The organism is Rhodococcus sp. NPDC057297 (genome assembly GCF_042667435.1).
Lineage (GTDB): Bacteria > Actinomycetota > Actinomycetes > Mycobacteriales > Mycobacteriaceae > Rhodococcoides.
The window spans coordinates 737,434-764,174 of record NZ_JBHUZE010000001.1; the positions used below are offsets into that span (position 1 = coordinate 737,434).

A 26,741-nucleotide genomic window follows, 5' to 3' on the forward strand; every position below is an offset into this window, starting at 1 on the left:
GCGGTCCACGCATAACTTCAACCCCCCCCCGCCGTTGTGCCCCCCCACCTGGGTTTGCCCGCCATGGCGTGGGTTGTGCTATTGGGACTGCCCACCCCGCCACGTTCGGTCCCGGAAGGGGGGAACAGCACCTATCGCAGGGTTGCGGTGAGGTGGGGGTACCCCTTCTTGGGGTTCTTGAGTGACAGGTCCCAGCCGGCGCCGACGGATTCGGCGTAGAGGTTGACCGTTGCGGGCAGGACGATGGGCTTGCCGAAGCGGACGTTGTAGGTCACTTTGTCAGGGATGCGACCTTCGATGACCTGCAGTACCGCTGCTGCGCTCCACATTCCGTGCGCGATGGTGCGCGGGAAGCCGAATGCTTTGGCGCCCAACGACGACACGTGGATGGGGTTGCGGTCGCCGGAGACGGCCGCGTACTTGCTGATGGTCTTCTGATCCACCCGCAGTGTGCGCGTCGGGGGCGGCGGGACCTCGTCGGCGGGTGGCGCTTCGCGAGGACCACCGGAGAGGGAGGTCTTCTGCAGGCTCAGGAAGCTCGAGGTCTGCTTCCAGACGAGCTCGCGTCCGACGCTGACTTCGCTGATCACGTCGATCAGCAGGCCCTTGCGGTGTTCGCGCAGGTTCTCTGCGTGCACCCTGATGTCGAGTGGTTCCGACGACGAGATGGCCCGGTATTGCTCGATGACGTTCTCGGCGTGTACCGATCCGATGGCGGCGAACGGAAATGCCTTGGACACCATCAGTTTCATGACCGTAGGGAAGACGAGCGTGAACGGATACGTGACCGGCAGAGTGTCACCGAACCGCAGACCGGTGGCCCGGCTGTACGCGGCCAGGTTGTCGGGGTCGACGCGAAGTCCGCGGAGTTCGTACACCGTCGACGGTGCCGTGGTGGACTTCGAGCCGAGGAACGGCAGGGCTCCGAGCGCGGCGGAAGTGTAGATCTCCGACGTCTTCGGCTGCTCCGTGAGCTGGACGACGCTCATGCGCCGAGAAGGCTCTGGCCGCAGACTCGGACGATCTGTCCGGTGACGGCGTTGGATGCGGGAGAGGCGAAGTAGGACACCAGCTCTGCGACGTCGACGGTCTGGCCGCCCTGCAGCAGCGAGCTCATGCGTCGGCCTGCCTCGCGTGTCGCGAACGGAATCGCAGCCGTCATCGCGGTCTCGATGAATCCGGGTGCGACGGCGTTGATGGTGATGTTCTTCTTCGCGAGAACCGGTGCCGAGGCGTGCACGAGGCCGATGACGCCTGCCTTGGACGTGCCGTAGTTGGTCTGGCCGCGGTTGCCTGCAATTCCTGCGATGGAGGAGACGTCGACGACGCGTCCGCCTTCCTTGAGTGCTCCTGATGCCACGAGTTGGTCGGTGATGCGCTGCGGCGCAGCCAGGTTGACGCCGATGACCGAGTTCCAGCGGCTGTCGTCCATGTTGGCGAGCGTCTTGTCGCGGGTGATGCCTGCGTTGTGGACGATGATGTCCGCGCCGCCGTGGCGTTCGAGCAAGTGCTTGGAGAGGACCTCGCCGGCGTCGGGCGCCGTCACGTCGAGGGCGAGGGAGGTGCCGCCGACCTTGTTCGCGGTCTCGGACAGTGCCTCACCGGCGGCGGGGATGTCGGCTGCGATGACGGTGGCGCCGTCGCGCGAGAGAACCTCGGCGATGGTGGCACCGATGCCGCGGGCTGCGCCGGTGACGACCGCTACCTTGCCTGCGAGGGGCTTGTCCCAGGATGCGGGTGCCTCGGAGTCGGCCTCACCGACGGCGATGACCTGGCCGTCGACGAATGCGGACTTTGCCGACAGCAGGAAGCGGAGCGTGGATTCGAGGCCGGACAGCCCGGTCGATGCTTTCGGGGAGATGTAGACGAGCTGAGCCGTCGCGCCGCGCTTGACCTCTTTGCCCACACTGCGGGTGAATCCTTCGAGTGCTCGCTGGGCGACGTGCTCGTCGACGCTCGCGGTCTCTTCCGGCGTCGTGCCGATGACGACGACGCGTGCGGACGGCGCGAGGTTGCGGATGACGGGCTGGAAGAACTGGAACAGCTGTTCGAGCTCGGAGACGTTGCCGATGCCGGTGGCGTCGAAGACCAGGGCGCCGTACTTGGTGTCGTGTGCCTGCGCCTGGGGGTAGTCCGACAGCAGTTCGCGCAGCGGCTCGACGAGTCGGCCGCTTCCGCCGATGAGCACAGGCCCGGCAAGTGGCGGTTCCCCCGCCTTGTAGCGGCGCAGCTTCTCGGGCTGCGGCAGACCTGCTTGCTTGGCGATGAAGGCTCCGGGCGCGGACGCCAGGAACGTGGAGTAAAGGTCTGGGGCTCCCTTGGTGGCTGCCACTGTCCTACCTTTCGAATTGGCGCCTCCCTCGTGTGGAGCAGGGAGCGCACGACCGGGTGTCGACAACCAACTTACTCGCCAGTAAGATGAATCTCCACCAGGGTCTTTTTCCACGATGTTTGGAGACGAAAAGTGACAAGCAAGCAGCTACGACCGGTCGCAATCGTCGGTGGCAACCGCATCCCGTTCGCGCGCTCCGACAAGAAGTACGCCCTGGCTTCCAACCAGGATATGCTCACCGCCACCATCGACGGGCTGGTCAGCCGGTTCGGCCTGCAGGGTGAGCGGCTCGGTCTGGTTGCTGCAGGTGCCGTCCTCAAGCATTCGCGTGATTTCAACCTGACCCGCGAGGTCGTGCTCGGTAGCGCATTGAGTCCGTACACCCCGGCGTTCGACATCCAGCAGGCCTGCGGCACCGGGCTGCAGTCGATCATCGCGGTCGGCGACGCCATCGCGTCGGGACGTATCGATGCGGGCATCGGCGGCGGCGTCGACACCACGTCGGATGCGCCGATCGGCGTCAACGACGAGCTCCGTGAGTTCCTTCTGTCGCTCAATCGCGCGAAGACCACCACCGATCGCATCAAGCTGCTCGGTAACGTTCGTCCGTCCATGCTGGGTATCGAGATCCCGCGCAACGGCGAGCCTCGTACCGGACTGTCGATGGGCGAGCACGCCGCTATCACGGCCAAGGAGTTCGGCGTCCGCCGCGAGGATCAGGACGAGTTGGCTGCGGCGAGCCACAAGAACATGGCAGCCGCCTACGACCGCGGATTCTTCGACGATCTGGTGACGCCGTTCCTCGGGCTTACCCGCGACGACAACTTGCGTCCAGGCTCGACCGTCGAGAAGCTGTCGACCCTCAAGCCAGTGTTCGGCAACAAGCTGGGCGACGCCACCATGACGGCAGGTAACTCGACGCCTCTAACCGACGGCGCGTCGGCCGCTCTGTTGTCGACGGACGAGTGGGCGTCGGAGCGCAACCTTCCGGTGCTGGCGCATCTGGTGGACTCCGAGACCGCTGCGGTGGACTACATCCACGGCAACAGCTCGTTCAAGGACGGACTGCTGATGGCACCGACTTACGCCATTCCGCGTCTTCTGGCTCGCAACGGGCTTACGCTTCAGGACTTCGACTACTACGAGATCCACGAGGCGTTCGCATCCGTCGTGCTCGCGACGCTGCAGGCATTCGAGAGCGACGAGTACTGCAAGGAGCGTCTGGGCTTGGACGGCGCTCTGGGTTCCATCGACCGCAGCAAGCTCAACGTCAACGGGTCGTCGTTGGCTGCAGGCCATCCGTTCGCAGCCACTGGTGGCCGCATCGTTGCGTCGCTGGCCAAGATGCTCGCGGAGAAGGGCTCGGGCCGTGGCCTGATCTCCATCTGTGCAGCCGGTGGTCAGGGCGTCACCGCGATCATCGAGCGCTAGATAACCGAGCGTTGAGCCGCAAGAACTTCGAGCGCTAGGTAACCGGCGCTCGAACCAGGGGGCATACGGTCGGCAGGAGTGGAGCCTGCGGAACGACCCGGTCGGCAGATCCGTCAGCGAGGGGTTTACGGATCTGCCGATCGTGAATCGTGCGGGAAATGGCCTCAGCCCGGAATTCCGCTTTCGGGCGGGGTGGACTCCTCTCCGGTGTACTCGACCACTTCCGAGTCTCCGATGTCCGTCTGTAGGACCGGCGTCAGGTACTCGGGTACGCCGTTCACGATTTGGTACACGCTTGCGCCGGAGATGCCGAGGTGGCTGTCGTCCGAATATCGGAAGGGCGCCAGCTGTGGTCCCTGGAAGTCCATGCCGCCCTCTTGGATTGCGGAGACAATCCCTTCGCGGGTGGGGTTCTCGCCGGCTGCTTCCAACGCTTGAACGAATGCGTACGCCTGGCTGAGGCCGTAGATGCGGTAGTTGGTGAGAGGTTGGCCGTCGCCGTTCTCCGCCCACACCTTCTGCCACAGTTGAGTCCAGGGGTTCTCGGGTGAGTCGATTCCGGGGATGTACTCGAGCGAGATCATGCCCTCGAGCGATTGGTTCCCGTCGGTCACGGCGCCCTGGGAGAACCGCCCGAGGAGTGACCCGACGAGGTCGACGTCGGATCCGATCGAGGAGTAGAACCATTCCGGGTCGTAGTTGAGGCGCATCGCCGTCAACTGGCTCAGGGCGGTGTACGACGGGACGTTGAATCCGAGCACCAGGTCTGCGCCTGCACCTTGGAGTGCAGCGATCTGCGGTGCGACATCGGTGTTGCCGGAGGTGTATCGGACTACTTCGACGATCTGGTCGTCGAGATACTGCCGGACGGCAGCCTCACTGTCCCGTCCGAGGTCGTCGTCCTGTAAGTACAAGCCCACCTTGGCATCCGGGCGGTTCTTCTTGACCCAGTCGCCGATGATCTTGCCCTCGACCTGGTAGTCGGGTTGCCAGCCGAAGGTGTTGGGATACTTGGCCGGATCGTTGCCCCACATGATCGCGCCGGAGGAGACGAACAGATCCGGCACGCCTTCTTCGTTGAGGAAATCTATGACGGCGCTGTGCGTCGCGGTGCCGAGTCCGCCGACCACCGCGAACACCTCGTCCTGCAGCACGAGTTCGTTGACGACCTGCGTCGTGGTCGTCGGGTCGTAGGAGTCGTCGCGCACGACGTACTCGATCTGCCTGCCGTTGATTCCGCCCGCGGCGTTGACGTAGTCGAAGTATGCCTGTGCGCCGGTGGGGATTTCGCTGTATCCGGGAGCGGCGACACCGGTCAGAGGGAAGTGGGCGCCGATCTTCACCGACGTGTCGGTAATGCCGACGGTGGAACCCTCCGACGTTTCGGTGGCCTCGTCTCTACCTCCCGCGCCGCAGGCAGCGGCCAGTGACACCACCGCGACCAAGGCGGTCGCCCGCGCTGCCAGCGATCTGGTTCTGTTCATCTTTCCCCTTTTCTCGTGATGTTCCGTGTGAGACGCCACTTTCGGTAGGTTCCGGTCAAACCCAGTGGAGCGAACAGGATCACGAGAACCGTGAAGATTCCCGTGACGAGTGGTGCGAGCTCGGCGGATTGCAGGCTGCTCAGTCCGGCGTCGAGTCCGAGGTTCGTCACGACCGGTGGAATGTAAGTAAGTAGGGCTGCACCGATGAGTGCGCCCGACAGCGTTCCGAGCCCGCCGATCACCACCGCCGACAGCAATGTCAGCGACAGTGTCAGGGTGAATCCGCTCGGTGCTGCGATGCGGGCGGACATCGCGAGGACCGCGCCGGCGGCTCCGGCGCAGGCGGAACTGACGACGAACGCGAGTATTCGTGCGCGCCCGAGGTTTATCCCAGCGAGTTCCGCGGCCACCTCGTCGTCCCGTACCGCCCGCCACCGTCGTCCGATTCGGCTGGCGGACACGTTTGCGAGGAGAAAGAAGACCACGACGAGCAGGATCCAACTGACGTAGGCGACGAATTTCGTTCCGCCGAGCTCGTTTCCGGTGATGAAGTACATGACATCGTCGATGGGTCCAGGCACTTTCGGAGCGGGGACCACGAGGCCCTGCTCTCCGCCGAGATAGTCCTTGAAGTACAACGCGAGGCCGGGGACGGCAACAGCCAGCGCCAGTGTCGCGCCTGCGAGATAGGGGCCGTGGAGTCGGGCTGCGGCGACGCCGACGACGACTCCGACGATGCCGGTCACGACGGTGGCGGCGAGGAGAACCAACGGGACGGACCATCCGGAATCCTGGGCACGGAGCATCAGTGCCGCGGTGTAGGCGCCGACGGCCATGAACGCGCCGTGACCGAGCGAGAGTTGACCGCTCAAACCGGTGAGGACGGTGAGGCCGCCGGCTGCGATCGCGAGGTAGGCCACCGACGTCAGCTGACTCTGCCGGAACGTGCTCAGGGATTCGAGAGCCAGTACGACGACGACAACGCCGAGTACTGCGCAGAGGAAGTGGCGTCGGACCGGTGTGGATGTCATTCGGGTGAGGACTGCGTTCATGTCACACCCGCCTTGCCGCGGTGCCGGCGAACAGCCCGCTCGGTCTGAGCAGCAGTACGACGATGAGGATGACCAGAGCTGCGGAGGACACCAGGTCCTGGCCGAGGTATCCGCTGACGAAACTGAGCCCCACGCCCATCAGGAGCCCGCCGACGACGGCACCACCCGGGCTGTCCAGTCCACCGAGCACGGCGGCGACGAAACCGAATACGACGATCGAATCCATGTATCCGGGGTGGACCAGCGAGCCTCCTGCGATCAATAGCCCTGCCAGGGATCCGACGACGGCGGCCAGAGCCCATCCCAGCGTCAACATGCGGCCGACGCGAACACCGAGCAGTTTCGCCACCTCTTGTTCGAAGGCGCTCGCCCGCATCTTCAGGCCGAGATCGGTGAACCGGAACAGCAGAACCAGCAGTCCGAGGACGATCAGCACGGCCACGATCTTGAAGACGTCGTACCCGGTGAGCGCGATGTTCAGATCCCCGACCTTCTGACCGGTCAGACCGAAGGGCGCAGGGAAGGAACGGAACTGGTTGCCGAACACGATGGCTGCCACCGCATGAATGATGATGAACAGCCCCAGCGTCAGGATGACGGGATTGATGTGCGACGAGCTGTCCACGAACCGAACGACGAGTCGTTCGACGGCCGCTCCGAGGATGAGACCGCTGACGAGTGCGACGCCGAAGCCGACCCAGTACGAGTAGCCGGCGTCGATCACCACCAGTGCGACGTAGGTGGTGATCATGGCCATCGGTGCTTGGGCGAAGTTGACGATGCGTGTCGACCGCCAGATCAGAACGAGGGCGAGGGCGAACGCGGCGTAGATCATGCCGGTCGTCACTCCGTTGATGAGGATGGTGAGCAGTTGCTGCACTTGAGGTGGCGTCCTTTCAGCTCGCGTCAGAACCCGAGGTAGGCGTGTCGGAGGGCGTCGTCGTCGGCGAGGGTGGCTGCCGGGCCTTCGACGGCGACCTTGCCGAGATCGAGGACAACGGCGTGTTCGGCGATCGACAGGGCGCTTCGTGCGTTCTGTTCCACGAGAAGTACTGTCATGGACTCTGTTTCGACGAGCGTGCGGAGCGTGTCGAAGATCTGCGCGACGACTTTCGGCGCGAGCCCCAGAGATGGTTCGTCCAGGAGGAGCACGGATGGGGTTGCCATCAGGGCGCGTCCGATGACGAGCATCTGACGTTCACCGCCGGACAGCGTGTGTGCCGACGACGTGCGACGCCCGTCGAGTGGCGGGAACATGCCGTAGACCCGGTCGAGTGTGACGGCGTCGTGACTTCGGTTGCGGCCCAATGCTCCTAGCCGGAGGTTCTCCTCGACGGTGAGTTCGGCGATGACGCCTCGGCCTTCGGGGACGTGGGCAAGTCCTTTGCGGGACATGCGGTCCGGCGGAACTCCGACCAGCTCGGTCCCGGCCAGCTCAATGCTGCCCGATTCGGGTTTCAGCAGGCCTGACACGGTGCGGAGCAGGGTTGTCTTGCCCGCGCCGTTGGCGCCGAGCACCGCGGTGATCGCGCCGGCTGCAACCGTCATGGTCACCGAGTCCAGCGCTGTCACCGGTCCGTAGCGGACGGTCAGGTCGGTGATGCGAATCTGGGCCGAGTCACTCACCGTGGTTCACCTCGTTCCCGAGATATGCGGCTAGAACGGCCGGGTCCTGACGAATGTCGTCGGGCGAGCCGTGAGCGATCACCTTGCCAAAATCGAGGACGAAGATCCGATCGCACACGCTCATGACGAGGTCCATGTGGTGTTCGACGAGCATCACCGACGCCGGGGAGGCGGGAGTGGAGCCTGCGGAATGACCTGGGGAGGCGGGAGTGGAGCCTGCGGAATGACCTGGGGAGGCGGGAGTGGAGCCTGCGGAATGACCGGTTTCGGGGTGGGCCAGGGATCGGATTTCTTCGCCCAGTTCGGCCATCTCGTCCGATGACAGACCTGACGCCGGTTCGTCCAGAAGGATCAGTGATGGTTCGCTCACGAGGGCGCGGGCGAGGGCGACGCGTTTGCGCACGGCGTAGGGCAGGCTCGGTGGCAGGCGGTCGGCGTACTGGTCGATTCGGAGGCGTTCGAGCGTGGCCATTGCGGCTGATCTGATTTCGGCGTCGTCGGATGCACTCGACGGAAGTCCGAGCAGTCCTGCCAGGATTCCGGTGCGTGCCCCTTTGTCCGCGCCGATCATGACGTTGTCGACGACGCTCATCCGGTCGAACAGTCCGAGTCCTTGGAGTGTTCGGCTCATGCCCAGCTTCGGGAGGTCGTGGGGTCGCAGCCGGGACAGGGTCTCGCCGTTCCGGGTGAGTGTTCCGGTTCCTGGGCGGACGAGTCCGCAGGCAACGTTGAACAGCGTGGTCTTGCCTGCGCCGTTGGGGCCGATGACGCCGAGAACTTCGCCCGGTCGCACGTCGAGACTGACGCTCGACAGCGCGACCACGCCGCCGAACGTGACGTCGACGTCGGTCATGGTGAAGATCGGGGCTGGGGTAACCGTCGAACTCAAGTGATCCACCTCACAATCTGTGTGCGTTCACTATGGTTGCCGCGCACAACCGGCGGTATGGGCGCAGCGCACAGAATGTTTGGGTCCCGCGGCACCAGTACCGGTCAAATCGCCCTGTCGACTGGGCGGGATGCGCAAAACTGTGTCGATGGTTGCCTCCGACCGACCCGCCGACCGATCTTCGGTGGGTGCCCCTCGTGCTCGGGTGCCTGCATCGGATCAGGAGAAGATTCAGCGTGCGTGGTCTGCGCTGATCGATCGGGCGGATTCGATAGCGGACTCCATCACGCTGGCGCTGATCGAGCAGGAGCCCGCATACCTGGCCAGTGCGACGCCTGACATCGCCGGCGAGATCAGGCGAAGCACCCGCGAGCACATCCGCCAGGGGCTGCGGACGCTGTCCGGGGTGGCAGCCGCCGACGACAACACCCGTGAGGTCTGGCGCCGCACCGGGCGGGAACGTGCGCGTCAGGGCATCCCGATGGAGTTGGTGCTCAAGGCGTACACGCTCGGCAGTCGGACACTGTGGGAAGAGTTGGTTCACGCACGTGATCGGCGACGGTCCGACATCGACGAACATTTGCTGCTGGTGGCGGGCCAGCAGTTGTGGCGTGCACTCGACGGGCAGTACGAGACCCTGGTCGACGCCTATCGCCGCGAGAGTGCTCGGATGCAGCAACGCGACCTGGCCAACGTTCTGGTGGTGCTCGACGGGCTTCGCTCCGGGCGTGGAGGTGATCCGTCGTTCGTGCTCGAAGCGCGTGCGACGCTCGGGCTTTCGGCGTCGCAGCAGATCGCGTGTGTCGTCGGGCCCGTGGACGACCAGGGATCACCTCCACTCACGGCGCCGGAGGATGCGCTGGATCAGATCGGTGCGGTATCGCATTGGAACATTCGCGACGGGCATCAGTTCGCGCTCGTTGCGTTGGCCAAGGGATCGCTGAATTCGGTCGTCGACGCGCTTTCGGTCAGGGCCGTGGGCCCGGTGGGTGTGGCGCATTCGCCCGACGGTGTGTCCTCGTTCGCGGCGGCGTATCGGCTGGCGACGCTCACCGCTGACACGATCTCGGAGGAGGCAGGGGTGGCGTTGGCGACCGATCGGCTGCCCCGGGTGATCATGGCGGCCGACGAGGAATCGTCGGATCTGCTCGTTCACCACGCGTTGGGAAACATGTGGACGCATCCGGAACCTCAGCGTGGGACGTTACTCGAGACGCTCGCTCACGTGCTTGCCAGCGACGGATCGCCGACGAATGCCGCGAAGGTCCTGTACTGCCACCGCAACACGGTGATCTATCGAGTCCGACGGATCGAGGAGTTGACCGGCAAGGACCTCACCGATCCGAGGGATCGTCTGCTGCTCACGCTCGCCCTGGTGAGGACCGGACATTGGGGCCGTGCCGTAGGACAGGGTGACAGCTCGACACCGCGCCGATCATTCACCTGAATGAATTGACGAGACACCGCACGATCGGTTGTAACGCTTCACAAGCATGCGCGATACTCGTAGTGGCTCCACACTGCTGCCCGACCCCCGACCCGGCAGCGGTGTGGAGCCTCTTTCGTGGGCTTGCGGCGGCCGGGGTTTCCCGATGCTCGAGTCGATCCCCTCACGTGTCGATGCGTAAGCTCGTGCGCGACAGTGTCGGTGTTCGTCCGGGGTTTCGGGAGGGTCGAGAACGTGAGCGTCGGTGGAGACGGCAAGGGCAAGCACGAGCGCGGCTCCCATTCCGACGAGGAAGCCCATGACGAGGCGCTTCGTGGCGATGCGCGTGATCCCGGTGCGCACGGTGACTCACGGGACGACATCGAAACGGTCGATGCCGAGCCCGAGCACGTGCTGCCGTACGAAGCCGTCACCGAGGTGATGCGTGCCATCGATCCCAACGAGCCCCCTCCCGGGCAGTCCCCGGCTCAGCCGTCCGAATCTGCCGCTTCCCCTGTCCCTCAGCCCCCTGTCCCGGAGCCACCCGTCCAGGAGCGCGTCGAGCAGGAGTCGGCCGAGCAGGGACCGGTGGCGGAAGGCCTGTCCGACGAGATCCCAGCCGACGAGATCCCAGCCGATCAGGTCTCAGCCCATGAGATTCCAGCCGACAAGTTGCCAGCTGATGAGGTAACAGCCGAGAACGAACACGGCGACGACATTCCGGCAGAGGATTCTTCGGCCACGGACGCTGGGGCCGTTGCATCTCACAACGTTGCCACTGAGAACGTTGCCGCTGAGGACGTTGCCGCTGAGGACGTTGCCGCTGAGAACGTTGTCGCTGAGAGTGATCGACTCGAGGACGAACCAGTCGCGGGCCTCCCGGGTGAAGGATCGTCGACTCCGCTCACCCCCGAAGAGCCTGATGGCGACGAAGCGATTGCTTCCGAGGCCGATACGCAGGACCAACCCACACCCCCTTCCGGGCTTCCGGCAGCAGGGCACGTCAGCTCGGTCCGGCCGGGGCCGGTCGAGTCGGCTCCGACGCAGGCGTATTCCGCAGTGACACCGCCCGGTGATCGGGGGCCGATGGCCCCTGAGCCCGAGGGTGAGGACAGCGCCACCGTCGCGATTCCCGTCGTCGCAGCGTCGTCCGAACAGCAGCCTGCCCCGACCGAGCAGCCTGCCCCGACCGAGCAGCCTGCCCCCACCGAGCAGTTCGTGCCTGCCGAGCCCGCTGACGGCGACGTGGAGGGACAGCCCGCAGGCAAGGAAGAAGAGAAGTTCTCTCGAATGAAGATTGCCGTTCTCGCCGGCGCTGCGGTGGCGATTCTGGGAGTGTTCTACACGGCGGACATGCTCTCGACGAGTGGTTCGGTTCCCCGGGGCGTCACCGTCGCCGGTATCGAGGTCGGCGGTCTGAGCCACGAGGATGCCGAGGCGAAGCTCGTGTCCGAGCTCGGCCCCCGTGTGAACGAGGCGGTTCGGGTCGACGCGGGCGACCAGCAGCTCGAGGTGGTGCCGTCGGAGGCCGGTCTCGGTGTGGATTGGGTGACGACGCTCGATCGTGCCGGGTCGCAGCCGATCAATCCGTTCACACGTGTGATGTCGTTCTTCACCGGCCGCGAGATCGGTGTCGAGTCGACCGTCGATGCCGCATTGCTCGACGCCGGCGTCGAATCGATGAGGACACAGACGGATCGAGCGCCGTCCGAGGGTGATGTCGTGTTCGAGGGCACTACTCCGGTCGGTGTCACCCCGGCGCCGGGTCAGACGATGGACGTGCAGGCGGCGCGGGACGAGCTCGAGACGAACTGGGCGTTCGGTGAGGTCGAGGTACCGGTGGAGACCGTCGACGTGACCGTTCACCAGGATGAGGTCGATCGTGTTCTGGCTGAAGTCGCGACTCCCGCGGTGTCCGCGCCGGTGGTGTTCACCGGTCGTGACGGTGCTCGTGCGGTGCTCTCGCCCGAGAACGTGGCAGCAGTGCTGAATTTCGAGCCGGACGGCGAAGGTCAGCTGGCGACCAGGTACGACACGCCCGCGGCGACGGCGCTTCTCGCGCCGCAGTTGGCGTCGACGGAAACACCTCCGAAGGATGCGACGTTCGCTCTCGGTGGCGGAGTACCGACTGTTGTTCCGGCGGTCGTCGGTGAATTGGTGCAGTGGCCGAAATCGTTGGAGCAGTTGCCCGCCCTCCTGGCCTCGGTTGATTCTCGCTCCACCGACGCCGTCTACGAGCAGGCGCAACCTGCACTGACGACGGAGGGTGCTCAGGCGCTCGGCATCAAGGAGGTGGTGGCCGAATACACCACGGGCGGTTTCGAATACGCGTCCGGTGTCAACATCAGGCTGACCGCCGACATCGTCAACGGCGCGTTGGTGAAGCCGGGTGAGACCTTCTCGCTCAACGAGTACACGGGCCCTCGCGGCACGGCCCAGGGTTTCGTGGAATCGGGCATCATCGACAACGGTCGACCGGACAGGGCGGTCGGAGGCGGGATCAGCCAGTTCGCGACGACGTTGTACAACGCCGCCTACTTCGGCGGCATGGAAGATGCCGGGCACACCGAACACAGCTACTACATCAGCCGGTACCCGGAGGCCCGCGAGGCGACCGTGTTCGAGGGTGCGATCGATCTGAAGTTCACCAACACCGGTAAGACGGGTGTGGTGATCGAGTCGTTCGGGTCGAGTTCGGATGTGACAGTGCGGCTCTGGGGCACCAAGACCGTCGACGTGGAGTCGATCACCGGGCCGCGTTCCAATCCGACGAGTCCGAACACCATCACTCTCCCGGCCGGTAACGCGTGTGTGCCGTCCGGTGGTGGACCCGGTTTCACCGCCAGCGACACTCGGGTGATCACGGACATCGCCACCGGCAACGAAGTCTCCCGTGACACGAGGACGGTCAAGTACGACCCGATCCCGATCGTGCGGTGTGAATCGCCTGAGCCGGAACCGGAGCCCGAGGACGAGCCGGCCGACCGACCGGCCGGAGCAGCTCCTCCGGCCGCGCCGTCCGCGGAGGACGGCGAATAGTCAGACCGTGATCGGTTGCGGGGCAGTGTGCTTCGGGCTGATGTCGTCGCCCGAGGATGCGCCGCGGAGGCGTCGGGACACCCATGGCGCGGCAAACGATTTGACCCATTCGGCGTTCTCGCGTCGTTGGATCGCCTTCTCGACAGGAGGCAGCGGATCGAGGGCCGGCATCGAGATGGAGTGTTCGACGCCGAGGAAGTCGAGCACTTCGGCAGCCATTCTGGTGTGCCCGCGGGTCGACATGTGCAGTCGGTCCCAGTCCCACATTCGAGGATCGTCGTAACCGTCGAATCGCCAGTAGTCGATCAGTTCGACGCCGCGGTTGTCGGCAACTTCGCGGAGTAGTTCGTTGTAGATCGCGGTGCGACCGCGGAGGCTGCGAAAGATCGGTGACCATCCGGCGTCGTATGCCGTGAATGCCAGTACGCGCGCCCCGGTCGACTTCAGGCCCGCGAGCGCGGCGTCGTAGCGCTCGATGATTCCGTCGATGTCGACCTTCGGCCGCATCAGGTCGTTTCCACCCGCGTAGACGGTGACGAGGTCGGGTGCGACGTCGATGGCGGTGCCGACTTGATCTTCGATGACCTGGTCCAGAAGTTTCCCTCGCACTGCGAGGTTGGCGTATCGAAAGTTCGGGTTGTGAGCGCCGAGTTCTGCGGCCACTCGATCCGCCCAGCCACGGACTCCATTGGGGCTCGACGGGTCGGGGTCGCCGACGCCTTCGGTGAAGGAGTCGCCGAGAGCGATGTAGGTGTCGATTGTCGGCACGGGACCGTCCTTTGTGAGTTCTGCTAACTACCTCAGAGTACGACGCCTGGACTCCGCCGTTCATTCCCGGGTTTCGATCTGCGTGATTCAGAACCTGGACACCCGTCCGCGGTGAGGTGTTGGCTGATGGGGGAATGTGTTCTCGGATCGAAAGAAGGCTCATGACGGTCACCGTGGTGGCAGGCAACCCCAAACCCGAATCCAGGACTCTGGCGGCAGCGCATCTGTTGGCGTCGGAGATCACCGGAGGGCAAGCCGACGGTCAGGTGGACGTCATCACGCTCGGATCCGGGCTGCTCGGCTGGGGTGACGACGCGGTGAAGGCGGCTGTCGACCAGGTGGCGACGTCCGACATCGTCGTGTTCGCGAGCCCGACGTTCAAAGCCACGTACACGGGTGTGCTGAAGTTGTTTCTCGACCAGTTCGCCACCGACGAGGGTTTGCGTGATGTAGTGACCGTCCCACTGATGCTCGGGGCGGGACCGGCGCACGCGCTGGCTCCGGATCTGCTGCTCAAACCGGTCCTCGTGGAGCTCGGAGCCATCGCACCGGCTCCCGGTCTGTACCTCGTCGATACCACTTTCACCGAGGACACTCGTATCGTGGACTATGCGCGGCGATGGGGACCTGTCATCACGGCCGCCGCAGACGCACGAAAGGGAGCTTCGGCATGACGCTCACACACACCGACCTCGACCAGGCGACGTTGCGCCAGGCGTACGCGCAGTTCCCCAGTGGGGTCGTCGCCGTTGCCGCGGAGATCGACGGGGTTCCGGTCGGGCTCGCCGCGAGCAGTTTCGTAGCGGTGTCCATCGAGCCGCCGCTGGTGGCAGTCTGCATTCAGAACACGTCGACCACGTGGCCCAAGCTCGAAGGCGTCCCCAACATCGGAGTCAGTGTTCTGGGCGAGGCTCACAACGATGCTGCGCGGACGCTTGCAGCCAAGACGGGTGACCGCTTCGCCGGGCTCGACCTGACGACCACCGAGCAGGGCGCCGTGTTCATCGAGGGCGCGACGGCGTGGCTCGACACGACGATCGACCAGCAGGTTCCGGCCGGAGATCACCTGATCGTTCTGCTGCGCATCCATTCGCTGAAGGTCCAGAGCGACATCGATCCCATCATTTTCCACGGCAGCAAGTTCCGCAAGCTTCAGGCGTAGCCGCTGCGGTGTTGGGCGGCGTAGCCGCTGCGGCATTGGGCGGCGTAGCCGCTGCCGTGTTGGGCGGCGTAGCCGCTGCGGCGTTGTGTGGCCTGGTGCGGGCTCGCGCCCTGGTAGGTCGCACGACGGGAAGTACGGACGCGGCGCAATACGTCCGCCACATTCGGGTTGCATATTCGACACGACCTCGGTGTTGAGTAGCGGTCACATCAGGAATCGATGTGGCTGGAGGCCCGAAGTGAAACTGACAGTGGTTGCAGGTAACCCGAAACCCGGCTCTCGCACGTTGGATGCTGCGCGCATCGTCGCCGAGGCCGTGGCGGGCCGTGAGGTCGACGAGATCATCGACGTCATCACCCTCGGTCCAGGCCTTCTCGGGTGGGGCGACGCCGGTGTGGCGTCTGCAGTCGAGTCGGTCCGCGACTCGGACCTCGTGGTGGTGGCGAGCCCGACCTTCAAGGCGACTTACACCGGTGTGTTGAAGCTGTTTCTCGACCAGTTCGCCACCGGAACAGGCCTCGAGAACGTAGTCGTCGTGCCGGTGATGCTCGGTGCAGGCCCCGCACACGCGATGGCGCCGGATCTGTTTCTGAAGCACACCCTCGTCGAACTGGGTGCTGTCACTCCCGCTCCCGGTCTCTATCTGATCGACACCACGTACACAACAGACACCGCAATTGCCGATTACGTCGCACGCTGGGGTCGCGTGTTGACCGATGCGGTCACGACACGAACGGACATCTCATGACTCTCGCTACCACTTCCCTCGACTCGGCCGTTCTCCGTTCGGCTTTCGGTCAGTTTCCCAGTGGTGTCGTCGCGCTGTGTGCCGAGATCGACGGTGTACCAGTGGGTATGGCGGCCAGTAGTTTCGTTGCCGTCTCGATCGACCCACCTCTGGTCGCCTTCTGCGTTCAGAACACGTCGACGACCTGGCCCAAGTTCGCTGCTGCGGATCGGATCGGTATCAGTGTTCTCGGTGAGGCGCACGATGTCGCTGCTCGGACGCTGGCCGCGAAGACCGGCAACCGATTCGACGGTCTCGACGTGACCACCACCGAGGACGGCGCAGTGTTCATCGGCGGTGCGAGCATGTGGTTGGACGCAACCGTCACCGAGGAGGTACCCGCAGGCGATCACGCGATCGTGTTGATGCGGATCAACGAACTCGAGATCAAGGATGTTGCGCCGATCGTGTTTCACGGCAGCAAGTTCCGCCGCTTGGCAGTGGAGGTCGAGCAGTGATGAAGGAAGCGCTGGACGCGCTCCGTGCGGGCAAACCCGTGCTCGTGACCGACGACGCACGGCGTGAGAACGAAGGCGATGTCGTCCTCGCCGCGGATCGGGTGACGCCCGAATGGACGGCGTGGACCATCCGTAATACCTCGGGATTGCTGTGCGCGCCGATGTCCGGAGCACGTGCCGACGCTTTGGAGCTGCCGCCGATGGTGGCGGACAACCAGGATCCGAAGAAGACGGCCTATACCGTGACGGTGGATGCTGCCGAGGGCGTGACGACAGGTATTTCCGCGGCCGATCGTGCCCGCACTCTGCAGGTGTTGGCCGATCCCTCCTCCAGTGCAACCGATTTGATCAGGCCCGGGCATGTCATCCCACTGCGTGCGCGTCCCGGTGGAGTCCTCGAGCGTCCGGGCCACACCGAGGCCGCGGTCGATCTGTGCAGCCTGGCAGGAGTGCCCGCTGTCGGTGTCATCGCCGAGCTCGTCGCCGACGACGGAACGATGATGACCTTCCCGGACATCGAGCGTCTGGGGCGTCGGATGCAGCTTCCGGTACTGACCATCGAACAGCTGATCAACTACCGGTTGGCCCACGGAGTGACGGCAGTTCCCGCTCCGCGACGCGTCGAACGAGTCGCGGAGACGGTCTTGACGACCGCGCACGGTGATTTCCGAGCAATCGGATATGCGGACAAAGAAACCGGGGCCGAACATATCGCGCTGGTCAAGGGTGAGCTCGCCGGGTCACCGATCGCGCGTGTTCACTCCGAATGCCTGACCGGTGAATCGTTTTCGTCCCAGCGCTGCGAATGCGGACCGCAGCTCGACGCTGCACTGGCGCGTGTCGCTCGCGAAGGTGGCGTTGTGGTCTACCTCCGCGGACACGAAGGCCGCGGCATCGGTCTGCTCAAGAAGCTCGCTGCCTACCGGTTGCAGGATCAGGGTTTCGACACGATGCAGGCCAATCTGGAACTCGACGAACTGGCCGACGGTCGAGAATACGGCGGAGCCGCAGCCATTCTCGAGGATCTCGACGTTGCTGACGTTCGGCTGCTCACCAACAACCCGTTGAAGGTGGATGGGTTGCGGAAGAACGGCATCGCAGTCACCGCGGTCATTCCACTACTCGTCGGAGCAGCACCCGCCAACGTGCGTTACCTCGAAACGAAACGTGACCGAATGGGCCATCTGCTCCCGGGGCACTTGGAACAGAGCATGTGAACGCTCACCTACGTGCCGGACGCACGGCCCAGTGCTAGCACCTGGGCGAGCGTCCGGCACACAGGTGAGCGTCCAGGCCATCCACGTCCGACGCCCGCCGGTGTGCGGATCAGCCGCTGTGGTACCTCCGTCCAGGAATTCATCCACAACCCCCGCTTTCATCCACAAAGTGCGAATCCGCTACCCGAACGACTATCCCGGCGGGCAGTCTTGCTCCATGGAACTCGATCCGACCGGACTGCTGCGACGTACCGATGCGCTCGAATCCGGTTTGGCGCTGCACGAGTTCCGCGCGTTGTACTCGAGTGGTGGGTGGGAGCGTCTGGCGCGCGGAGCCTATGTCTTCAGCGACCATCATTCGACGCTGGACGAGCGGGAGCGTCATGTCCTTCGCATAATTGCGCTGCTGCCGAATCTAGCGAACGATTCGATCGTGAGTCACGATTCCGCCGCTGTTCTTCACGGATTACCCTTGTATGGACTGGATCTGACGAAGGTGCATGTCACCAGAGCCCGGCGCGGCGGTGGCCGTACGACCGCACGCGTCGTCGTTCATTGCGCAGCGGTGGAGGATGTCGTCGAGGTGAACGGCATGCGGGTGACGTCGGTAGCCAGGACCATTGCGGACGTGGCGCGAACCCGCTCGCTCGATGCGTCGGTGTCGATGGGAGACATGGCGCTCCGCAGCGGTCTGCATCCGGATCTACTACTGCATCAGTTGGATCTGGCCAGGAAGCGGAAGGGTGTTGCCCAGGCTCGTCGAGCAGTGGCCATGTTGGACGGTCGCAGTGAAAGTGTCGGTGAGTCCTTGGGGCGAATTCGACTGCTGCACAGTGGCTTCACCGACGTCGAGTTGCAAGTCGAGATTCGCGACGAGGACGGAAATTTCGTCGGACGCCTCGATTTCGTCGTCTGCGCCCGGGTGGTTCTCGAATTCGACGGCAAGGTGAAGTACGAGAAGTACCTGCGGCCAGGTCAAAGTGCCGGCGACGCTGTGTTCGAGGAGAAGCAGAGGGAGGATCGCATTCGCGGGCTCGGATACCCAGTGGTGCGCTTCACTTGGGCCGATCTGTTCGCCTTCGAACGAGTAGCGGAACGCGTGCGTCGAGCGATCGCACAGGCCGATCGGATGCCTGCTCCACGTGGATCTTTGGAGCAGAGCCTGTGAACGCTCACCTACGTGCTGGACGCACGGCCCAGTGCTAGCACCTGGGCGAGCGTCCAGCACACAGGCGAGCGTCCGGCACGCAGGTGAGCGTCGGCACCGACGACAACGGCCGCACCCTTCGACAAGGGTGCGGCCGTGGTGACAGCAGGGATCAGAATGCTGCTTCGTCGAGTTCCATGACGTCGAGGTCGATGTTGGAGAGGATGTTCCGCGTCGCGGTGAGCTGCGGCAGAATGTTCTTGGCGAAGAACGACGCGACGCCGATCTTGCCTTCGTAGAACGCCTTGTCCTTGCCCTCGGCGCCGTTGTCCAGTGCCGTGATGGCGATCTCGGACTGACGCAGCAGCAGCCAGCCGATGAGCAGGTCGCCGAATGCCATGAGGAAACGCACCGATGCGAGGCCGACCTTGTAGAGCTCGGTGGGCTGTTCCTGAGCACCCATGAGCTGCTGGGTCATCGTGGTGACGATGGCCTGTACGTCCTCGAGAGCCGTTGCGAGCAGTGCACGCTCGGCCTTGAGGCGACCGTTTCCTGCTTCGCTGTCGATGAACGACTTGATCTGTCCGGCTACGTGAGCGAGCGCAACGCCACGGTCGCGAGCGATCTTGCGGAAGAAGAAGTCCTGCGCCTGGATGGCCGTCGTGCCCTCGTACAGTGAGTCGATCTTCGAGTCACGGATGTACTGCTCGATCGGGTAGTCCTGCAGGAAGCCGGATCCGCCGAGAGTCTGCAGCGACTCCGCGAGCTGGTGGTAGGCGATCTCGGATCCGACACCCTTGACGATCGGGAGAAGCAGGTCGTTGACGCGGTAGGCGATGTCCGCGTCGGCGTCGGAAACCTGCTTGGCGGTGATGGGATCCTGGTGCGCTGCCGTGTACAGGTACACCGCGCGCAGGCCTTCCGCGTATGCCTTCTGCGTGATGAGGCTGCGACGCACGTCGGGGTGATGCGTGATGGTGACGCGCGGTGCTGCCTTGTCGGTCATCTGTGTCAGGTCGGCGCCCTGCACACGCTCCTTGGCGTACTCGAGTGCGTTGAGGTAGCCGGTGGAGAGGGTGGCGATTGCCTTGGTGCCGACCATCATTCGTGCGTGCTCGATGACGTCGAACATCTGCGCGATGCCCTTGTGGACCTCGCCGACCAGCCAGCCCTGAGCGGGGATTCCGTGTCCGCCGAAGGTGAGCTCACACGTCGCCGACGCCTTGAGGCCCATCTTGTGCTCGACGCCGGTGACGAAGACGCCGTTGCGTTCGCCGAGTTCACCCTTCTCGAAGTCGAAGTGGGTGTTCGGGACGAAGAACAGGCTGAGGCCCTTGGTGCCGGGTCCTGCTCCTTCGGGTCGGGCGAGAACGAGGTGGAAGATGTTCTCGAACAGGTCGTCGGACACGGCCGAGGTGATGAAGCGCTTGACGCCCTCGATGTGCCAGGAGCCGTCTTCCTGCTTGATGGCCTTGGTTCGTCCGGCGCCGACGTCGGATCCGGCGTCGGGTTCGGTGAGGACCATGGTGGCGCCCCACTGGCGCTCGACGATGACCTTGGCCCATTCCTTCTGCTCGTCGGTTCCGTTGTGGAACAGGACGTTGGCGAAGGACGGTCCGGCGGAGTACATGAACGCGGCCGGCTGGGAGCCCAGCAGCATTTCGTTGAGGGCCCAGCCGAGGTTGCGGGGAGCAGCGATGCCACCGACCTCGTCGTCGAGGCCGACGCGCCACCACTCGCCGTCGTAGAGCGCCTTGAAGGACTTCTTGAACGAGTCCGGCAGCTTCAGGGTGTGAGTTTCGGGGTCGAACACCGGCGGGTTGCGGTCCGCGTCGGCGAAGGATTCTGCGAGGGGACCCTCGGACAGGCGTACTACCTCGCGAAGCATGTCGCGTGCAGCTTCACCGTCCAGATCTCCGAAGTTGTCACCTGCGAGGGACTCGTCGAGCCCGAACAGCTCGAAGAGGTTGAACTCGAGATCCCGAAGGTTGCTCTTGTAATGGCCCATTGCGTCTCTCCAGTCGGTGGTGCGGTCTCGTGAGTACCGCCCAAGCATTTAGCTACTCGGTATAGCTACTCGTCGGTAACATAGAGGCATATTACCCCCGTTCATTCGCGCTGCCAAGGCGGGACCTACTGGCGAGTAGTAACGAATCGATAGCGGTACCGCCTTCAGTTGTCCTGAGCCTCGTTTCGCAGAGGTTCACGACGGCTCGATCCCCGACATCGATCGCCAATTCCTCTGGCGTATAGAGTAGTTCGACTTCCTGGGGTCCGCCCACTCCGTCGGCGATGTTGTTCGAATGGTGACCGAGAATCATGAGGATTCCATCAGGTTTCAGCGCATCGAGTGCCGTCGAGATTGCTTTACGGCGTTGCTCGTGGGGCAGATGTAGATAGAGCACGAGAACCAGGTCGTATCCCGGTTCCGGTAGGACGGTCGTCACATCGGCGTGAACCCAGGTGAGCCTGTTTCGGACGGACGCAGGCGACGCCGACGCGACGCGGTGTGCTCGTGTGAGTGCCTCCGACGAGAAGTCGACGCCGGTTACTTCCCAGCCGCGGGTGGCCAGCCAGATGGAGTTGCGGCCGGCGCCGCACGCCAGGTCCAACGCGCGTCCCCGGGGAAGCGAGGTCGCGATCTCGACGAGTGTCTGGTTGGGCGGCTCTCCGAAGACCAGTTCGCGACGTTCGTACTTTCGGTCCCAGTCTTCGGCGTCCATCCCCTGATGATGCCGCAGAATCCGTGTGCTCGACGCGTCGGCCGTGCGCGGCCTGTGCGTTCGGCACGCTAACCTGTCGGGATGAGCTCGGAATCGGACACGCACCTGGCCAGGGACCTGTCGGTGTCGGCGATGCGCCTGAATCGTCGGCTTCGTCTGCGGCACGCCAGCGACCGAATTCCTGTCGCTCAGTTGTCGATACTGACGACCATCTTTCGGGAGGGTCCGATGACGACGGGTGAGCTGGCCGTGCGTGAGCGGATCAAACCGCCGTCGGTGTCGAGGTCGTCGCATGCCCTGGTGGAGATGGGTTTGCTCGAGAGAGTGCCGCACGCGACCGATCGGAGACAGGTGGTTCTGACTCTCACCGAATCGGGTCGGGCCGTGGCGGACAGTGACGTCGCCGAGCGCGAGCGGGTACTCGCCGAGAGACTGGGTGAGCTCAGCGACGACGAGCGCACCACACTGGCGGAGGCGGCACGGATACTGACCGAAATCGTGGAGAAGAACGAGTAGGTAGTGGAAGTGGCGGCTATCGATCGTGCTGAACGGCCTCGTCGATCTCTTCGGTGTCCCAGCTCAGAGTCGATCCGAGCTCCTCGCTGTCCGCGCGCTGAGAGACCCGACCCAGCACGACGGCGACGATGAGAGCCATCGCCATCCAGATCGCCACGCCTATGAGTACCCCGGTCACACATCGTTTGTAGCACCTGGTCCTGAGAAATGACTGCGAAAGCGGCTATCGGATTGTTGCAATCCGGTCCTGGAGCGATAACCGATTGGGAACGAACCATATGTGTCGGCCCCGATTGGATTCGGCCACGAATGCGCGTAGCGGCTCGCTGACCTGGGTGTATGGCTGGATATCGCCTTCGATCACCAGCTGAATCCGGTAGTTCACTAGTTTCTGTACGAATTCACCGGCGAGGCGGGTGCTGAGATCGAAGAATTCCGGCATCAACCGCTGCACCGGCACCACGGCGACGCGCGCCTCGATGCCGAACGCCTCGCCGACGATGTCCAGTGCGTCCTGTTCCGTCCCGATCGGGTCACCTGCAGCTGGTACGTAGAGAACGTTCACTTGGTTCCCTCGATGAACGTGTCGATCAAGCGCAGGACCTCGGCGACGTCGCCTGCACCGCCGAAGGCGACGATCTTCAGCGTCGACGTCGAGGTGTCGTATGCAGTGTCGATCCGAAGCCGCCGAGCGCTCGGGCCACGGCCGATAGCAGCGGTCGAGAGAAACAGTGCGAGGCGCGACGCTGTCTGTTCGTCGATCGCGGTGGCGTCGACGATGCTGGTCACGCTTACGTCGACGTCCGGCGAGGGGGTGTCGCCTCCGGTCAGGGCAGCCAACCCGGCGGGGGTGATGCGGTACTGTTTGCCGATTCTGACGGCAGGCAAACGTCCGTCCTGGATGTAGTTGCGCACCGTTCGAACGTGAAGGCCCAGCAGTTCGGCGACCTGTTCGGCGGTGTAGAAGTCGTTCGCCACAATTCCCTAAGCTACCCTATGAGGGCATTTCAGGTTAGTCTTCGGTAGTCGCGCCGCTCCGTGTGAGCACCAGAGCACTTCCGACGACGCCGATCAGAGTCACCGCAATGGCAATCGACGACCAGCCTTCGTTCTGCCAGTACACGTCTTCGAGTGTGATGAGAAGAGCCGCTTCGTCGACGATAAGCCCCAACGCAACGCCGAGTGCGATGCCCATCCAGGAGCGAGTTCTCGGGCTGCGGTCGACCAACCCGAAGATCGCCACCGCCGCCAGCAGGAGAATCCCCCACAGATAGTGGTGCAGGTGAACCCCGCCGGCACTGAGATCGCCGACGCCGCGGGTGTCGATCTGGATCAACCACGTGACCAGCCTGGCCCCGCCGAAGGTGATGGTGAAGGCCAACCACGCGAGGACAATCCCGCGGCGCGCGGGATCGATTTGTCTCAGCCGACGGGGAAACCGGATCCGAGCGGGTTTCTTGTCAGACACTGGTGTTCTCCGAGAGCATCCATCGATCATTGCAGACGCGGTACGTACCGCTCGGCCGCGGCCCGAAAACGACTGCCCGACGCGCATTCCGCGGCCACGTACTGCACGTCGCTCTCGTGATCGACGTCCCGCAGGACAGTCAGCGGTCGCACGCGGGCTCCCAGCTTCTCCAGGGCGGTGCGAGTCGCGGCTCCGGTGGTGGGTGTGGACATCGGGACGTCTCGCAGTGACTGTGCAAGAGCAGCATTCGGCAGTCCCAGTGCCCACCATCCGCCGTCCTCGGCGAGTCCGAGCACCGACTGTTCCGGTTCCGTCAGGTGTATCGCCGACGCGTCGAGCAGTTCTGCGGTGACCTGCGGGGTGTCCATCCCGATCTGGAAGACAGGGGTGCTCGACGCGTCCTCGTGTGCATGGATCAGGCGCTCGGCGAACCCGTCGCCGCGCTGCCTCACCACGGTGTACGACGCCAGTGCCGCTTCCAATTCGTCTCGGCGGCTTGCTTTGTCGAGGTCGCCGGTGATGGCGACGACGCGGTGATCGAAGTCGGCGGCGGACACGGCGTCGAGGGTGTCGAGCAGTGCGGCGGCGGCGATGTCGGCGGCGGCGTCGTTGCCGAGGGTTGCGGCGAGCCTTGTCTTGGCCAATCCGGGAACGGGGGATTTAGCGACGACCAGAGCGGTGACCTTCATGACAACACTTTCCAGAAGTCCAGCGTGGCAACGATCGTCCCCTTGATCGAGCCGGACACCTTTGATTTACCGGCGGTTCGCGGATTGTAGGAGACGTCCAGTTCGCGGACGGTCAGCCCGGCCTTGGATGCGAGCACCAGCAGTTGCAGGGGGTATCCCGATCGTCGGTCCGTCACGTTCAAATCCAGCAGTGTCCGTCGGCGTATCGCCCGCACCGCGCCCAGGTCGTGCACAGGTAGCGAGTACTTGGTTCGCAGTCTCAGGGACAGAACTGCATTCCCGAGCCGCGCGTGCAGCGGGGAGTGACCGGACTGTCGGCGCCCGACGACCAGGTCGACGGTGTCCAGTGCGCGCACCAGCGGAGGGAGGTCCTGCGGATCCATCGACCCGTCTCCGTCCATCACGCAGACGATGTCGGTCGTTGCTGCGAGTACTCCTGCGTGCACCGCAGATCCGTATCCGGGAACCGATTCGTGTATCACGGTGGCGCCGTGTGCTTTCGCGACGTCTGCGGTGCCGTCGGTGGAGTTGTTGTCGACGACGAGCGCGGTGTACCCGTCGGGAATCCGTGCCAGGACACCAGGGAGTGATCCGGCTTCGTTCATGCACGGAAGGACGACCGTCACGTCAGACACGGGGTGCACCGGTGCCTTCCGCGTCGCGAAGGGGTGCCGTCGCAAACTCTCGGAGACCCTGTTCCGGGGATATCGCCGCGACGAATCCGAGCGTCCGCCTCGCTTTTTCAGGGCTGGCGACGATGTGTCGTACGTCGCCGGGACGGTACTGGCCGGTGATCTCGGGAGCAGGGCCGCGACAGGCGTCGGACAGTGTCGAGGCTACTTCCCCGATGGTGATCGGGTGACCGGAGGAGACGTTCAGGGCGGTGAATCCCGGTAATGCGGCGTCGATGGCTGCGGTGTTCGCGGCGGCGATGTCGCTGACGTGTACGAAGTCTCGCGCCTGGTTCCCGTCCTCGTAGACCTGCGGCGCTGTGCCGGCTTCGAGCGAGGACCTGAACATGGCGGCGACACCGGAGTACGGGGTGTTTCTCGGCATGTGAGGCCCGTACACGTTGTGGTACCGCAGTGCGGTCACCGAGCCCCCGGTGGCGAGCGACCAGGCAAGGGCGTAGTTCTCCTGGGCTACCTTGCTCGCTGCGTAGGTACTCCTCGGCCGCAGCTCCGCGTCTTCCTCCACCAGAGCCCAGTCCAGAACGTCGCCGGTGGCGGGGTCGGTGTTCTCGAAGATGCCGTCGGCCAATCTCGTACGGGGGCCCGGCATCACGAGGTCGCCGGCCGCGTTGCGATATTTCCCTTCGCCGTACACGACCATCGACGATGCCAACACCAGCCGGGTGCAGCCGGTTTCCGCCATGGCTGCAAGCAGAACAGCGGTCCCGAAATCGTTGTGGCTGGCGTAGGCAGGCGCGTCGGCGGAGTTCACGCCTGCGCCGACGACGGCAGCCTGGTGACACACGACGTCGACACCCGCCAAAAGCTCGACCAGTGCAGCATGATCGCGTACGTCGACTCGGGTGATGTCTCTCCCGGATTCGCCGCTGCTGGTATCACCGCTGCCGTATTCACCGCTCCCGTGTTCACCGCTGTGGCCGTGAGCCGAGGCGAGCATCGCGTCGATGGCGACGACGTCGTGATTCGGCTCGAGTGCCGATCGGATGTGTCCGCCGATGAATCCGGCTGCGCCGGTGAGAAGTACGCGCGTCATGGCAGCTCGATCGGGAGGGTAACGCCGTCGTGCACCCGGCAGGACTCGCACGGCCCCATCAGCGCGGCACCGATAGCGCTGCGCACCAGGGCTTTCAACGGCTCGATGTTCTTCTGAAATTCCGCGAAGACATCGACGGCTCTGACACCCTGCCCGGTTTCGATTCCTGCATCGAGGTCGGTGACGAGGGCGATCGGGGTGTAGCAGAGCTCCAACTCCCGGGCGAGCACGGCTTCGGGATGGCCGGTCATGTTGACCAGGGTCCACCCCTGCCGAGCGAACCACTGGCTTTCGGCGCGGGTGGAGAAGCGAGGGCCTTCGACGACCACCATGGTGCCGCCGTCGACCACACCGTCCTGCAGTGCTGCGGCGCGGAGGTCACCGCAGTAGGGATCGGCGAACTCCACGTGTACTCCGCCGCGGTCGAAGTAGGTCTGCGCTCGCCCGCTCGTGCGGTCCACCAGCTGGTCCGGCACCACCACGGTTCCCGGCCCGAACTCGGGAACGAGGCTGCCGACGGCGCACGGTGCGAAAATCCGACTGACGCCGAGCATTCGCAGTGCCCACATGTTCGCCCGATACGGCAGTGTGTGTGGCGAATACTCGTGGTTCGCTCCGTGACGAGGCAGAAATGCGACCGGTCGACCGTCGACGTCGCCGACGGTGATGGGGCCGCTGGGCGCTCCGTACGGGGTCTCCATCTCGATGCTCTCGGCGTCGGGACCGAAGAACGAGTAGAAGCCGCTGCCGCCGATGACGGCGATGTCCGCTCGTTGTCGTGAACTCATGGTGTCATTCTCTT

Annotated in this window: 28 protein-coding genes; 10 read left to right on the forward strand and 18 right to left on the reverse strand. The window is 64.4% G+C overall.

All coding sequences use genetic code 11. The features are described from left to right. Positions 1–131 precede the first annotated feature (131 nt). Both ACFULT_RS03390 and ACFULT_RS03395 read right to left on the reverse strand, forming a co-directional pair. Complete coding sequence (locus ACFULT_RS03390; protein ID WP_037112005.1) at positions 132–989, reverse strand: MaoC/PaaZ C-terminal domain-containing protein; 858 nt, start codon at positions 987–989, stop codon at positions 132–134. Beyond that, complete coding sequence (locus ACFULT_RS03395; protein WP_037112004.1) at positions 986–2,332, reverse strand: 3-oxoacyl-ACP reductase; 1,347 nt, start codon at positions 2,330–2,332, stop codon at positions 986–988. The genes ACFULT_RS03390 and ACFULT_RS03395 overlap by 4 nt, the downstream gene beginning before the upstream one ends. Positions 2,333–2,464: 132 nt before the next feature. On the opposite strand from ACFULT_RS03395, the gene ACFULT_RS03400 reads away from it, so the two are divergent. After that, positions 2,465–3,763, forward strand: a complete 1,299-nt coding sequence (locus ACFULT_RS03400; protein WP_020110485.1) for an acetyl-CoA C-acetyltransferase — start codon at positions 2,465–2,467, stop codon at positions 3,761–3,763. Between the two features lie 164 nt (positions 3,764–3,927). On the opposite strand, the gene ACFULT_RS03405 is transcribed toward ACFULT_RS03400, so the two are convergent. Genes ACFULT_RS03405 through ACFULT_RS03425 form a run of 5 tightly spaced genes read right to left on the reverse strand, consistent with a single transcriptional unit; the run spans position 3,928 to position 8,814 of the window. Beyond that, the gene (locus ACFULT_RS03405) at positions 3,928–5,247 is read right to left on the reverse strand and encodes an ABC transporter substrate-binding protein (RefSeq protein ID WP_378480599.1); all 1,320 of its coding nucleotides are present in this window, start codon (positions 5,245–5,247) and stop codon (positions 3,928–3,930) included. Next, on the reverse strand, positions 5,244–6,299 hold the full coding sequence (locus tag ACFULT_RS03410) for a branched-chain amino acid ABC transporter permease (protein WP_378480600.1): 1,056 nt from the start codon (positions 6,297–6,299) through the stop codon (positions 5,244–5,246). The genes ACFULT_RS03405 and ACFULT_RS03410 overlap by 4 nt, the downstream gene beginning before the upstream one ends. Before the next feature lies 1 nt (position 6,300). Continuing rightward, a complete protein-coding gene (locus ACFULT_RS03415) occupies positions 6,301–7,179 on the reverse strand; it encodes a branched-chain amino acid ABC transporter permease (RefSeq protein ID WP_037112000.1) in 879 nt (292 codons plus the stop codon). Positions 7,180–7,205: 26 nt separating this feature from the next. Continuing rightward, on the reverse strand, positions 7,206–7,925 hold the full coding sequence (locus ACFULT_RS03420) for an ABC transporter ATP-binding protein (RefSeq protein ID WP_094719910.1): 720 nt from the start codon (positions 7,923–7,925) through the stop codon (positions 7,206–7,208). Beyond that, positions 7,918–8,814 carry an ABC transporter ATP-binding protein gene (locus ACFULT_RS03425; RefSeq protein ID WP_378480601.1) on the reverse strand — a complete coding sequence of 299 codons (897 nt, stop codon included), beginning with the start codon at positions 8,812–8,814 and terminating at the stop codon, positions 7,918–7,920. The genes ACFULT_RS03420 and ACFULT_RS03425 overlap by 8 nt, the downstream gene beginning before the upstream one ends. A 148-nt stretch (positions 8,815–8,962) precedes the next feature. Here ACFULT_RS03425 and ACFULT_RS03430 point away from each other — a divergent pair, with 148 nt between their 5' ends. Both ACFULT_RS03430 and ACFULT_RS03435 read left to right on the forward strand, forming a co-directional pair. Continuing rightward, entirely contained in the window at positions 8,963–10,261 is a 1,299-nt protein-coding gene (locus ACFULT_RS03430) for a CdaR family transcriptional regulator (RefSeq protein WP_275041289.1), read from the forward strand. A 195-nt stretch (positions 10,262–10,456) separates the two neighbouring features. Further along, a complete protein-coding gene (locus tag ACFULT_RS03435; protein ID WP_378480602.1) occupies positions 10,457–13,279 on the forward strand; it encodes a VanW family protein in 2,823 nt (940 codons plus the stop codon). Here the strand turns inward: ACFULT_RS03435 and ACFULT_RS03440 are convergent, their stop codons facing one another. Beyond that, positions 13,280–14,047, reverse strand: coding sequence for an SGNH/GDSL hydrolase family protein (locus ACFULT_RS03440; protein WP_094719907.1), 768 nt, complete (start codon positions 14,045–14,047; stop codon positions 13,280–13,282). It lies immediately after the preceding gene. Positions 14,048–14,208: 161 nt separating this feature from the next. Between ACFULT_RS03440 and ACFULT_RS03445 the strand changes: the two genes are divergently transcribed. The 6 genes from ACFULT_RS03445 (at position 14,209) to ACFULT_RS03470 (ending at position 18,839) form a co-directional block, all read left to right on the forward strand. Continuing rightward, on the forward strand, positions 14,209–14,721 hold the full coding sequence (locus tag ACFULT_RS03445; protein ID WP_378480603.1) for an NADPH-dependent FMN reductase: 513 nt from the start codon (positions 14,209–14,211) through the stop codon (positions 14,719–14,721). Next, positions 14,718–15,209, forward strand: coding sequence for a flavin reductase family protein (locus ACFULT_RS03450; RefSeq protein ID WP_019665585.1), 492 nt, complete (start codon positions 14,718–14,720; stop codon positions 15,207–15,209). Before ACFULT_RS03445 ends, ACFULT_RS03450 begins: the two co-directional genes overlap by 4 nt. A 238-nt stretch (positions 15,210–15,447) precedes the next feature. After that, the gene (locus ACFULT_RS03455) at positions 15,448–15,957 is read left to right on the forward strand and encodes an NADPH-dependent FMN reductase (RefSeq protein WP_037111989.1); all 510 of its coding nucleotides are present in this window, start codon (positions 15,448–15,450) and stop codon (positions 15,955–15,957) included. Then, positions 15,954–16,454: a flavin reductase family protein gene (locus tag ACFULT_RS03460; RefSeq protein ID WP_037111986.1), complete on the forward strand. Its 501-nt coding sequence runs from the start codon at positions 15,954–15,956 to the stop codon at positions 16,452–16,454. Before ACFULT_RS03455 ends, ACFULT_RS03460 begins: the two co-directional genes overlap by 4 nt. After that, on the forward strand, positions 16,454–17,671 hold the full coding sequence (gene ribA, locus ACFULT_RS03465) for a GTP cyclohydrolase II (protein ID WP_378480604.1): 1,218 nt from the start codon (positions 16,454–16,456) through the stop codon (positions 17,669–17,671). The genes ACFULT_RS03460 and ribA overlap by 1 nt, the downstream gene beginning before the upstream one ends. Before the next feature lie 217 nt (positions 17,672–17,888). After that, positions 17,889–18,839, forward strand: a complete 951-nt coding sequence (locus ACFULT_RS03470) for a hypothetical protein (protein WP_094719903.1) — start codon at positions 17,889–17,891, stop codon at positions 18,837–18,839. Positions 18,840–18,990: 151 nt separating this feature from the next. Here ACFULT_RS03470 and ACFULT_RS03475 read toward each other — a convergent pair whose 3' ends face one another. Next, positions 18,991–20,826 carry an acyl-CoA dehydrogenase gene (locus ACFULT_RS03475; RefSeq protein ID WP_037111982.1) on the reverse strand — a complete coding sequence of 612 codons (1,836 nt, stop codon included), beginning with the start codon at positions 20,824–20,826 and terminating at the stop codon, positions 18,991–18,993. Positions 20,827–20,917: 91 nt separating this feature from the next. Then, positions 20,918–21,541 (reverse strand): class I SAM-dependent methyltransferase, encoded by a 624-nt coding sequence (locus ACFULT_RS03480; protein ID WP_378480605.1) that lies wholly within the window; start codon positions 21,539–21,541, stop codon positions 20,918–20,920. An 81-nt stretch (positions 21,542–21,622) separates the two neighbouring features. Here ACFULT_RS03480 and ACFULT_RS03485 point away from each other — a divergent pair, with 81 nt between their 5' ends. Further along, on the forward strand, positions 21,623–22,057 hold the full coding sequence (locus tag ACFULT_RS03485) for a MarR family transcriptional regulator (RefSeq protein ID WP_378480606.1): 435 nt from the start codon (positions 21,623–21,625) through the stop codon (positions 22,055–22,057). Positions 22,058–22,073: 16 nt separating this feature from the next. On the opposite strand, the gene ACFULT_RS03490 is transcribed toward ACFULT_RS03485, so the two are convergent. From ACFULT_RS03490 to ACFULT_RS03525, 8 genes are read right to left on the reverse strand one after another with little or no spacing between them, the layout of a single operon-like run. Then, entirely contained in the window at positions 22,074–22,235 is a 162-nt protein-coding gene (locus ACFULT_RS03490) for a hypothetical protein (RefSeq protein ID WP_170945183.1), read from the reverse strand. Positions 22,236–22,280: 45 nt separating this feature from the next. After that, positions 22,281–22,622 (reverse strand): DUF4180 domain-containing protein, encoded by a 342-nt coding sequence (locus ACFULT_RS03495; protein ID WP_378480607.1) that lies wholly within the window; start codon positions 22,620–22,622, stop codon positions 22,281–22,283. Continuing rightward, positions 22,619–23,035, reverse strand: a complete 417-nt coding sequence (locus ACFULT_RS03500) for a helix-turn-helix domain-containing protein (protein WP_037111974.1) — start codon at positions 23,033–23,035, stop codon at positions 22,619–22,621. Before ACFULT_RS03500 ends, ACFULT_RS03495 begins: the two co-directional genes overlap by 4 nt. Before the next feature lie 34 nt (positions 23,036–23,069). After that, positions 23,070–23,525, reverse strand: a complete 456-nt coding sequence (locus tag ACFULT_RS03505; protein WP_094719899.1) for a hypothetical protein — start codon at positions 23,523–23,525, stop codon at positions 23,070–23,072. A 26-nt stretch (positions 23,526–23,551) separates the two neighbouring features. Next, positions 23,552–24,214 carry a DUF2064 domain-containing protein gene (locus ACFULT_RS03510; RefSeq protein WP_378480608.1) on the reverse strand — a complete coding sequence of 221 codons (663 nt, stop codon included), beginning with the start codon at positions 24,212–24,214 and terminating at the stop codon, positions 23,552–23,554. Further along, positions 24,211–24,858, reverse strand: coding sequence for a glycosyltransferase family 2 protein (locus tag ACFULT_RS03515; RefSeq protein ID WP_378480609.1), 648 nt, complete (start codon positions 24,856–24,858; stop codon positions 24,211–24,213). The genes ACFULT_RS03510 and ACFULT_RS03515 overlap by 4 nt, the downstream gene beginning before the upstream one ends. After that, positions 24,842–25,939 (reverse strand): NAD-dependent epimerase/dehydratase family protein, encoded by a 1,098-nt coding sequence (locus tag ACFULT_RS03520; protein WP_378480610.1) that lies wholly within the window; start codon positions 25,937–25,939, stop codon positions 24,842–24,844. Before ACFULT_RS03520 ends, ACFULT_RS03515 begins: the two co-directional genes overlap by 17 nt. Next, entirely contained in the window at positions 25,936–26,727 is a 792-nt protein-coding gene (locus tag ACFULT_RS03525) for an S-methyl-5'-thioadenosine phosphorylase (RefSeq protein WP_037111963.1), read from the reverse strand. The genes ACFULT_RS03520 and ACFULT_RS03525 overlap by 4 nt, the downstream gene beginning before the upstream one ends. Positions 26,728–26,741 lie beyond the last annotated feature (14 nt).

Excerpts from the sequence above, each read along its gene's own strand:
- ACFULT_RS03485 (WP_378480606.1), top strand. The coding sequence starts at position 21,623 with ATGAGCTCGGAATCGGACACGCACCTGGCCAGGGACCTGTCGGTGTCG.
- ribA (WP_378480604.1), top strand. The coding sequence starts at position 16,454 with ATGAAGGAAGCGCTGGACGCGCTCCGTGCGGGCAAACCCGTGCTCGTG.
- ACFULT_RS03510 (WP_378480608.1), bottom strand. The coding sequence starts at position 24,214 with ATGAAGGTCACCGCTCTGGTCGTCGCTAAATCCCCCGTTCCCGGATTG.
- ACFULT_RS03480 (WP_378480605.1), bottom strand. The coding sequence starts at position 21,541 with ATGGACGCCGAAGACTGGGACCGAAAGTACGAACGTCGCGAACTGGTC.
- ACFULT_RS03525 (WP_037111963.1), bottom strand. The coding sequence starts at position 26,727 with ATGAGTTCACGACAACGAGCGGACATCGCCGTCATCGGCGGCAGCGGC.
- ACFULT_RS03405 (WP_378480599.1), bottom strand. The coding sequence starts at position 5,247 with ATGAACAGAACCAGATCGCTGGCAGCGCGGGCGACCGCCTTGGTCGCG.
- ACFULT_RS03410 (WP_378480600.1), bottom strand. The coding sequence starts at position 6,299 with ATGAACGCAGTCCTCACCCGAATGACATCCACACCGGTCCGACGCCAC.
- ACFULT_RS03390 (WP_037112005.1), bottom strand. The coding sequence starts at position 989 with ATGAGCGTCGTCCAGCTCACGGAGCAGCCGAAGACGTCGGAGATCTAC.
- ACFULT_RS03520 (WP_378480610.1), bottom strand. The coding sequence starts at position 25,939 with ATGACGCGCGTACTTCTCACCGGCGCAGCCGGATTCATCGGCGGACAC.
- ACFULT_RS03445 (WP_378480603.1), top strand. The coding sequence starts at position 14,209 with ATGACGGTCACCGTGGTGGCAGGCAACCCCAAACCCGAATCCAGGACT.
- ACFULT_RS03475 (WP_037111982.1), bottom strand. The coding sequence starts at position 20,826 with ATGGGCCATTACAAGAGCAACCTTCGGGATCTCGAGTTCAACCTCTTC.
- ACFULT_RS03430 (WP_275041289.1), top strand. The coding sequence starts at position 8,963 with ATGGTTGCCTCCGACCGACCCGCCGACCGATCTTCGGTGGGTGCCCCT.
- ACFULT_RS03460 (WP_037111986.1), top strand. The coding sequence starts at position 15,954 with ATGACTCTCGCTACCACTTCCCTCGACTCGGCCGTTCTCCGTTCGGCT.
- ACFULT_RS03450 (WP_019665585.1), top strand. The coding sequence starts at position 14,718 with ATGACGCTCACACACACCGACCTCGACCAGGCGACGTTGCGCCAGGCG.
- ACFULT_RS03470 (WP_094719903.1), top strand. The coding sequence starts at position 17,889 with ATGGAACTCGATCCGACCGGACTGCTGCGACGTACCGATGCGCTCGAA.